The organism is Streptomyces sp. NPDC107765, from assembly GCF_055657085.1.
The window spans coordinates 337,910-345,914 of record NZ_JBVKBL010000011.1 but is presented as its reverse complement, the minus strand read 5'-3'; the positions used below and the strand labels follow the sequence as shown (position 1 = coordinate 345,914).

Here is an 8,005-nt window from a genome sequence, read left to right as displayed (position 1 = left end):
CACCACAAGGACATGGGCATCGTCACCGACGCCGCCCGCACCGTCGGCGCCGCCCTGCCCGTCGGCTCCGTCGTCGCCCAACTCGTCGCCTCCCTGCGCGCCCAAGGCGACGGCGGCCTCGACCACTCTGCCCTCCTCCGCGGCGTCGAACGCCTCTCCGGACACTCGACCGGGGCCTGACGTCCATGGCGGCGCAGCGGATTCCCGCCGCACGGGCGGCCGTGCGGATCCTGCGGGACGAGGGCGTCGACCTCGTCTTCGGCTGCCCCGGTGGCCCGCTGCTCCCGCTGTACGCGGCGATGGAGGAGGCCGGCGGTATCGCCCACCTGCCGGTGCGCCATGCCGAGTCCGCCGTGCACATGGCCGACGGCTGGGCCCGGACGAGCGGGCGGCCCGGGGTCGTCGCGGTGGCCGCGGGGCCGGGAGCGGCCCGGCTGGTCGCCGGTCTGTGCGCGACGGCCGAGGACGCGGTCCCGCTGGTGTGCCTCACCGGCCGGCCGACCGCCGCCGGGCCGCCGCGCCGGGCGGCCCACCGCCCGCCGGACCTGGTCCGGCTGGCCGCTGCGGTCACCAAGCGGGCCGAGCGGATCGAGGATCCCGCGCGCATCCCGGGGGCTTTCCGTGAGGCCTTCCGGATCGCGCGGGAGGGCCGCCCCGGCCCGGTGCTGATCGACGTTCCGGCCGATCTGGCCGGGACGGAGATCGCATCCGACGCGGGGCGGGCCACCGGTGGCGGCCGGTGGTCCGCCCCGCCGGCCAGGGCGGTGGCGCCCGCGGGCCTGACGGCGGACCGTGGTGGGCCTGCCGACCCCGGTACCGTCCGCGGGGCGCCGCCCTGGTTCCTGACGGAGCTCGGCGCGGTCTTCGGGGCCGGCCACGGCCCGGCCACCGCGCCGGACACGTACCTGGTCAGCGGCCCTCTGGCAGCACCGTCCGCGGTCGGTCCGGGCGGCCCCCGGTTGCGGCACCTCTACGGCCGCAGCGGTCCGCCCGGCTGGGAGGTGCCGGCCGCGATCGGGGTCCGCAAGGCCCTGGACGGCCGGGGTGAGCGGGACGCCGAGGTCGTCGTGGTCGTGGACGGCGACGGGTTCCCGGCCCTGTCCGGGGAACTGGCTGCCGCGGCACGCTTCGACGCCCCGATGGTGCTCCTCCTGCACACCCCGGACCGGGCCGGCGAGGACTTCGCGGACCCCGTGAGGCTCGCCGAGGCGTACGGCTGCGCGGGCCGGGACGTCGTCGATCCGGCGGAGCTGCGCACGGCGGTCGAGTGGGCCCGCAAGGAGGCCGTCTCCACCCGGCGGCCGGTACTGGTCGACGTCCGTATCGGTCCGCCGGCACGCCTTCCCGTCGGCCCGGCCGCCGAGCCGGTGCACGAGTACCCCCACGGACCCTAGGCACCTGCCGAGGTCCGGCCCCCGAACTTCCGGGCGGTGGCTGCGCTGACACCTGTCCTGTCGCGCCCAGGCGCGGCCGCCGCCCGGAATACCCACCCAGGTTTGTTTCAACAAACTGTTGACGTTTGGTCGGAGCTCTTCTTACGCTCCGACATGCGGAAGTCAACTTCCGCGCTCTCGTACGGAAGGTCACCATGTCGAAGCCCACGCCGACGGCGCGCGTTCTCACTACGGAGGCTGGCGCCCCCGTCGCCGACAACCAGAACTCATCCACCGCCGGCGTCGGCGGCCCGATCATCCTCCAGGACCAGCACCTGCTGGAGAAGCTCGCCCGCTTCAACCGCGAGCGCATCCCGGAGCGCGTCGTGCACGCCCGCGGGTCCGGCGCGTACGGCTACTTCGAGGTGACCGACGACGTCACGGCCTTCACCCGGGCCGACTTCCTGAACACCGTCGGCAAGCGGACCGAGACGTTCCTTCGCTTCTCGACCGTCGCCGACAGCCTCGGCGGCCCGGACGCGGCCCGCGACCCGCGCGGCTTCGCCCTGAAGTTCTACACCGAGGAGGGTAACTACGACCTCGTCGGCAACAACACCCCGGTGTTCTTCATCAAGGACCCGATCAAGTTCCCCGACTTCATCCACTCGCAGAAGCGCGACCCCTTCACCGGCAAGCAGGAGCCGGACAACGTCTGGGACTTCTGGGCACACGCCCCCGAGGCCACCCACCAGATCACCTGGCTGATGGGCGACCGCGGCATCCCGGCCTCCTACCGCCACATGAACGGCTACGGCTCGCACACCTACCAGTGGACGAACGCCGAGGGTGAGGCCTTCTTCGTCAAGTACCACTTCAAGACCAACCAGGGCATCCGCTGCCTGAGCAGCGAGCAGGGCGCCGAGCTGGCCGGCAAGGACCCCAACAGCCACCAGACCGACCTGCTGCAGTCCATCGAGCGGGGCGTGTACCCCTCCTGGACGCTCTACGTGCAGATCATGCCGGCGGCCGAGGCGGCCGACTACCGCTTCAACCCGTTCGACCTGACGAAGGTGTGGCCGCACGCGGACTACCCGCTGCAGCGGGTCGGCCGGCTGGTCCTGGACCGCAACCCCGACAACGTCTTCGCCGAGGTCGAGCAGGCCGCCTTCTCGCCGAACAACTTCGTGCCCGGCATCGGCCCGTCCCCGGACAAGATGCTCCAGGGCCGGCTGTTCGCCTACGCCGACGCGCACCGCTACCGCCTGGGCGTCAACCACACCCAGCTGCCGGTGAACGCCCCCAAGGCTGTTTCTGGTGGGAAGGCCAACAACTACGGCCGGGACGGTCTCATGGCGACCAACGCCTACGACCGGCACGCCAAGAACTACGAGCCGAACTCCTACGGCGGCCCCGTGCAGACGAACGAGGCGCTCTCCGCCCCGCTCGCCCTCGCCGGCCACACCGGCACCCACGAGGCGCCGCTGCACACCAAGGACGACCACTTCTTCCAGGCCGGCGAGCTCTACCGCCTGATGTCCGAGGACGAGAAGAAGCGCCTGGTGGACAACATCGCCGGCGGCCTCTCCCAGGTCAGCCGCGACGACGTGATCGAGAAGAACCTCGCCCACTTCCACGCCGCCGACCAGGACTACGGCCAGCGCGTCGAGGCCAGGGTCCGCGAGCTGCGCGAGGACTGACGGGAGGTCAGCCCCTTGCGCACTCCGTACCGGCCGGCCCGTTGAGGGGTGGTCGGCCGGTACGGAGAGGTAGCGCGAGCTCCGCGGTCACCGGGGAGCCCAGTGCGGTGGCAGTGCTCGCCCGACAGGAAGGGCGAGCCACCTCCCCGCACCGCGGAGCCCGCCTGCTCCCTCTTCCTCAACCCCTCCCCCAGACTCCGTCCGGCAGTGCGATGTCCCGTCGCGCCCAACTCTCGCCCTGCCGGACGGGAACCACCGCACAGGGCCCGGCATCCGTACGGTCACGGATCCCGGGCCTTGTGTCATGGCAAGAGCCTTGTGTCATGCCAGAGCCTTGTGTCATGGAGAGCCTTGTGTTCATGCCGGGGCCCTGGCCCTGTCGGCCCCGCTCCTGACGCCCCCGCCGGCCGACTCCGTTGCGTACGCCGCCGTGCGCCGCCGTGCGCGCCGCGTGCGCCGTGGTTTCCTCCGCGGAATCTTCCCGCCCCGCGCCCTCTCGCCGTAATTCCCCCCACGGCGCCCTTGTTTACGGAGACTATGGGACAGCAGCAGAACCCAACTGCCTGCCGCCCTACCGCCAGGAGCCGACCATGGCCGACAGCGTGCCGGTGCGGTGCCCCACGTGCCGCCGCGAGAACGCTTTCACCCCGCCCACCTTCCCGTGCGCATGCGGTGCCCCGCTGACCATGCCCGTGCTGCGCGGCGGGGTGCCGGTCGAGATACTCCACCGCACCTGGCAGGCGTCCTGGGTGGAGGTGCGCTGCGACGTGTGCGGACGGCACGACGAATGGCCGGCGCCGGAGTCCGGCTGCGTGTGCGGCACGGTGGTCCGGGTCCCGGTCGTCCCGGCGCCCACCCCGCCCCCGCCGAACTTCCCCTCGCCCGCGCGGCCGGCCCCCGAGGCACCACCCGTCGCCGAGCCCCGGCGCGCGGTCCTCCGGCCGGCCTTCCGCCCGGTGACGATCCGTACCGCCCGGGACTGCGTCACCGCCGCCCAGCAGTATCTGAAGTGGCTGGGCTACGCCGACGTCGCCCGGACCCAGGAACGCACCGCCGCCGGCGTGGACCTGCGGGGCACCGGCGTGGTGGCCCAGGTCGACCCGACCACCCGTGCCACCCAGCTCCGCGAGATCGAGTGCGTCTGGCTCAACGGCCTCAACGACTCGGCCATCGCGGTCTTCTTCTCGCTCGCCGGCTACGCCAGGGACGCCCGGACGCGCGCCGACGAACTGCACATCCCGCTGTTCGTCATGGACCTCACGGGCACCCCGCAGCCGGTCAACGACCCGGCCGACGAGCTGATCAAATACGGCGCGCCACGGCCGTGAGCCCACCGTCCGCCGCACCGCCGTCACCGACCCCGCCGGCGAGCCGCCGCAGCGCGCCGGCGGACGGCGAACCCGGTTCGGCGTGATAGATCACCACCCGCTGCCCCGGGTCGTCCGGCAGGGCCAGCAGCTCGTCGGTGAGCGTGAGCCGACCGACGACCGGATGGCGGTAGTCCCGGGTATGGGTGGCGCAGGTACGCACCGGGTGCGCGGCCCACAGAGCCTCGAACTCCGCGCTCTCCCGGCGGAGTTCGGCAATCAGTCCGTTGAGCCGCGGCGCGCCGGGCCACCGTCCGGCGATCAACCGCAGATCGCCGACCGTGTCACGGCTCTTGGCCGCCCGGTCCGGGTACAGCGCCCGGGTGTGCGGATCGAGGAACATCATCCGCGCGACATTCGGCCGCGCGGGGGCGACGCGGGCCTCCGGGGTACTGGGGGCACCCCGCGGATCCGGGACACCTGGAGCACCCGGAGCACCGAGGACGTCCGGGGCGTCCGGGGCGTCCGGGGCGTCCGGGGCGTCCGGGGCGTCGAACGGCAGGTGCCCGGCCAGCAGTGCATGCCCCGCACGGTTCCAGGCGAGCACGTCCACGAACCGGCCCAGCACCAGCGCCGGGGTGGCCCCCAGCGACGCGATCATGTTCCGTACGGAAGGACGCAGCCGCTCCTCGACGGCCGCTTCCCGGTCGGCTCCGCTGCCGCCGCCGGGCCGGGCCAGCCCGTACAGATGCCGCCGTTCGGTCCCGTCCAGCCGCAGCACCCGGGCGAGCGCGTCCAGGACCGCGTCCGAGGCGCCGGCGGCGCCGGTGCCCTGCTCCAGCCGGGTGTAGTAGCCCGGACTGATCCCGGCGAGCCGCGCCAGCTCCTCCCGGCGCAGCCCCGGCACCCGCCGCCGGCCGCCGTAGTCCGGCAGCCCGACGTCCCGCGGGGCGAGCCGCGCCCGCCGGCTCCGCAGGAACTCCCCCAAGTCCGGTCGCTCATCCATGTGTTCAGTGTGCCGGGGGCTCATCCGCCCGGCGCGCCGGGGCGGACGCAGCCTGCACCTGGCAGGGGTAGGCACGGCGTTCCTGCCCTTCACAGGGGGCTGGGTAGCCGCGCGGCGGCGCGGCAGCATCGTGCCCATGCTTCTGAAGACCCCTCCGAAGAGCCCCCTGAAGATCATCGTCATCGGCGCGACCGGCACGCTCGGCAGTGCGGTCGCCCGCCGGCTGACGGCCGGCGGCCATGAGGTCGTGCGGGCCGCGCGCCGCGGGCCGGTCCCGGTCGACCTGGCCGATCCGGCCTCCCTCGACGCGCTCTTCGCCGCCGTACGGGACGTGGACGCCGTGATCTGCTGCGCCGCGAGCGGCCGGCTGACGCCCCTGGACTCCCCTTGCGACGACGAGTTCACCACGGGCCTGGAGGGCAAACTCCTCGGTCAGGTCCACCTCGTCCGGCGTGCGCTGCACCAGCTGCGGGACGGTGGTGCGATCATCCTGACCAGCGGAACCTTCACCGAGCCGACACCGGGCGGAGCCTTCGGCGCACTGGTCAACGCCGGCCTGGACGCCTTCGTACGGGCCGCGGCCGTCGAACTCCCCCGCGGGCTACGGCTCGACGTGGTCAGCCCCGGCTGGATCTCCGAAACCCTCGCCGGTCTCGGCCTGGACCCGGCCGACGGCACGCCCGCGGACGAGGTGGCCCGCGAGTACGTCGGCCTCCTCGACGCGCACGTCCCGCGGGCCGCGGAAACCCGTTCGCCCGGCCCGGCGGAACCGACGACACTGGTGGAGTGATCATCTCTGCCCCGTCACCCGCCGAACTCCCCCTGCTGCGCGCCCTGGAGCGCGCCGCCGGCGAGCCCTTCCGCCACCTGGGCATGGCCCCGGTCGCGGACGACGAACCGCTCTCACCGGCCGAGCTGACGCGATTCCGGCGCGCGGGCCGGGCCCTGGCCGCTTACGAGGGGCCCGGGCGGGGCGGCCGGCCGATCGGCTATCTCCTCTGGGAGCCGGTCGACGGGTGCACCCACATCGAGCAGGTGTCGGTGCACCCGGAGCACGCCCGCCGGGGCATCGGGCGGGCCCTCATCGACCGGGCGGAGCGCGACGGCGGCCCGGTGCCGCTCACCCTGACCACCTTCACCGAGGTGCCGTGGAACGCGCCGTACTACGCCCGCCTCGGCTTCCGGGTGCTCGGCGACGCCGAACTGCCCCCCGGGCTCAGGGCGGTACGGGCCCAGGAAGCGGCGCTGGGCCTGGACCGCTGGCCGCGGGTGTGCATGCGCCGCGAGCCGAGCATGCGACCGGCCGGCGGACACGGGACCAGCTGACGGTGCATCAGGAGACGGGCGGCGGTCACGAACGTCACCCGCCCATAATGAGGGCATGATCGACGCGCATGCGCTCCGGGACTACTGCCTGGCCTTCAACGGTGCGACCGAGGAGTTCCCCTTCCCGCGCCACCAGGACGTCTGCACCTTCAAGGTCGGCGGCAAGATCTTCGCGCTGACGACGCTCACCGACACACCGCTCAGCGTGAGCCTCAAGTGCGACCCGGAGCTGGCCGAACGGCTGCGGGCGGTCCACCCGGAAGTGGTGCCCGGCTACCACCTCAACAAGCGGCACTGGAACACCGTTTCCCTGGCCGGTGCGCTGCCCGATCAACTCGTCCACGACATGATCGAGGACTCCTACGACCTGGTGGTCGCCTCGCTGCCGCGGGCCCAGCGACTGCTGCTCGACTGGCCGGGTGAGTCACGGCAGCGCTGACCGCCCCGAGGGGGCGAACTCGGCCGCACAGGAGGCGGTGTGTCGTCCGCGCCGGCGCGACCGGTGACTCACCGGCACTCGTCGACGAGTATGCGGGCCAGTTCCCGCGGTCGGGAGAACATCGGCCAGTGGCCGGTGTCCAGCTCGACCAGCCGCCAGTGCTCGCTCTTCAGCAGGTCGGCCACCTCATCGCTCGGTTCGGGGCCGTCCAGCAGGCACTTGACGTACGTCGCCGGCAGGTCGCCGAGCGGGCGGGCCAGCACGGCGGGCTCGGTGAGGGTGGCGCCCGGGTGCGGCGTCGAGCCGCCCACGATCCGCGCGATCTGGTCGTCGTCGAGGCCCTGACCCGCGTAGTCCGCCGCGGTGAGGGGCGCCCAGAAACCTCCGGTCTCGGCTATGGACGCCTCCACCATCGCGCGGCCGCTCGGCCAGGCGGACACGAAGGACCCGCCGTCGGCCGGGACGGCGGAGTCGACGAACACCACGCGGGCCAGCCGGTCACCGATCCGCTCGGCGGCCTGGCCGACCGGTATGCCCGCATAGCTGTGCCCCACCAGGACGACCTCACGCAGATCACGCCGTTCGATCTCCTCGACGATGTCCTGGACGTGCGTCCGCTGCCCGGCCGGTACACCCTGCTTCTCGGCGACTCCGGACAGCGTCACGGGATGGACGGCGTGCCCGGCCGCCCGCAGCTCCGCCGCCACCTCCTCCCACGCCCACGATCCGAGCCACGTCCCTGCCACCAATACGAATGCGGTCATGCCTGCAACGTAGCGGCGACCACTGACAATCCGGTGCCGCGGTTCCGCCGGCGCCGGGTCGACCGGGCGGCGGGCTGGACCCCGGTCAGGTGG

The 8,005-nt window shown here is 73.3% G+C and carries 9 protein-coding genes; 7 read left to right on the top strand and 2 right to left on the bottom strand.

Going from position 1 to position 8,005, the window contains the following annotated elements:
• The 4 genes from ACZ7MX_RS26515 to ACZ7MX_RS26500 form a co-directional block, all read left to right on the top strand.
• On the top strand, positions 1–180 hold a 180-nt coding region (locus tag ACZ7MX_RS26515; RefSeq protein ID WP_472135732.1), incomplete at its 5' end, for an NAD-binding protein.
• 5 nt (positions 181–185) lie between these two features.
• Positions 186–1,394, top strand: coding sequence for a thiamine pyrophosphate-binding protein (locus tag ACZ7MX_RS26510; protein WP_472135731.1), 1,209 nt, complete (start codon positions 186–188; stop codon positions 1,392–1,394).
• Positions 1,395–1,588: 194 nt separating this feature from the next.
• Positions 1,589–3,070: a catalase gene (locus tag ACZ7MX_RS26505; RefSeq protein ID WP_472135730.1), complete on the top strand. Its 1,482-nt coding sequence runs from the start codon at positions 1,589–1,591 to the stop codon at positions 3,068–3,070.
• A gap of 590 nt (positions 3,071–3,660) precedes the next feature.
• Positions 3,661–4,398 carry a hypothetical protein gene (locus ACZ7MX_RS26500; protein ID WP_472135729.1) on the top strand — a complete coding sequence of 246 codons (738 nt, stop codon included), beginning with the start codon at positions 3,661–3,663 and terminating at the stop codon, positions 4,396–4,398.
• Here the strand turns inward: ACZ7MX_RS26500 and ACZ7MX_RS26495 are convergent.
• Positions 4,373–5,383 carry a helix-turn-helix domain-containing protein gene (locus tag ACZ7MX_RS26495; protein WP_472135728.1) on the bottom strand — a complete coding sequence of 337 codons (1,011 nt, stop codon included), beginning with the start codon at positions 5,381–5,383 and terminating at the stop codon, positions 4,373–4,375. The two genes, ACZ7MX_RS26500 and ACZ7MX_RS26495, sit on opposite strands and share 26 nt — an antisense overlap.
• A gap of 166 nt (positions 5,384–5,549) precedes the next feature.
• Here ACZ7MX_RS26495 and ACZ7MX_RS26490 point away from each other — a divergent pair, with 166 nt between their 5' ends.
• From ACZ7MX_RS26490 to ACZ7MX_RS26480, 3 genes are read left to right on the top strand one after another with little or no spacing between them, the layout of a single operon-like run.
• The gene (locus ACZ7MX_RS26490) at positions 5,550–6,173 is read left to right on the top strand and encodes a short chain dehydrogenase (protein ID WP_472135749.1); all 624 of its coding nucleotides are present in this window, start codon (positions 5,550–5,552) and stop codon (positions 6,171–6,173) included.
• Positions 6,170–6,709, top strand: coding sequence for a GNAT family N-acetyltransferase (locus ACZ7MX_RS26485; protein ID WP_472135727.1), 540 nt, complete (start codon positions 6,170–6,172; stop codon positions 6,707–6,709). The genes ACZ7MX_RS26490 and ACZ7MX_RS26485 overlap by 4 nt, the downstream gene beginning before the upstream one ends.
• A gap of 55 nt (positions 6,710–6,764) precedes the next feature.
• Entirely contained in the window at positions 6,765–7,148 is a 384-nt protein-coding gene (locus ACZ7MX_RS26480; protein WP_472135726.1) for an MmcQ/YjbR family DNA-binding protein, read from the top strand.
• A 68-nt stretch (positions 7,149–7,216) separates the two neighbouring features.
• Here ACZ7MX_RS26480 and ACZ7MX_RS26475 read toward each other — a convergent pair whose 3' ends face one another.
• Complete coding sequence (locus ACZ7MX_RS26475) at positions 7,217–7,912, bottom strand: alpha/beta fold hydrolase (protein ID WP_472135725.1); 696 nt, start codon at positions 7,910–7,912, stop codon at positions 7,217–7,219.
• Between the last annotated feature and the right edge of the window lie 93 nt (positions 7,913–8,005).

Excerpts from the sequence above, each read along its gene's own strand:
- ACZ7MX_RS26510 (WP_472135731.1), top strand. The coding sequence starts at position 186 with ATGGCGGCGCAGCGGATTCCCGCCGCACGGGCGGCCGTGCGGATCCTG.
- ACZ7MX_RS26505 (WP_472135730.1), top strand. The coding sequence starts at position 1,589 with ATGTCGAAGCCCACGCCGACGGCGCGCGTTCTCACTACGGAGGCTGGC.
- ACZ7MX_RS26500 (WP_472135729.1), top strand. The coding sequence starts at position 3,661 with ATGGCCGACAGCGTGCCGGTGCGGTGCCCCACGTGCCGCCGCGAGAAC.
- ACZ7MX_RS26495 (WP_472135728.1), bottom strand. The coding sequence starts at position 5,383 with ATGGATGAGCGACCGGACTTGGGGGAGTTCCTGCGGAGCCGGCGGGCG.
- ACZ7MX_RS26480 (WP_472135726.1), top strand. The coding sequence starts at position 6,765 with ATGATCGACGCGCATGCGCTCCGGGACTACTGCCTGGCCTTCAACGGT.
- ACZ7MX_RS26475 (WP_472135725.1), bottom strand. The coding sequence starts at position 7,912 with ATGACCGCATTCGTATTGGTGGCAGGGACGTGGCTCGGATCGTGGGCG.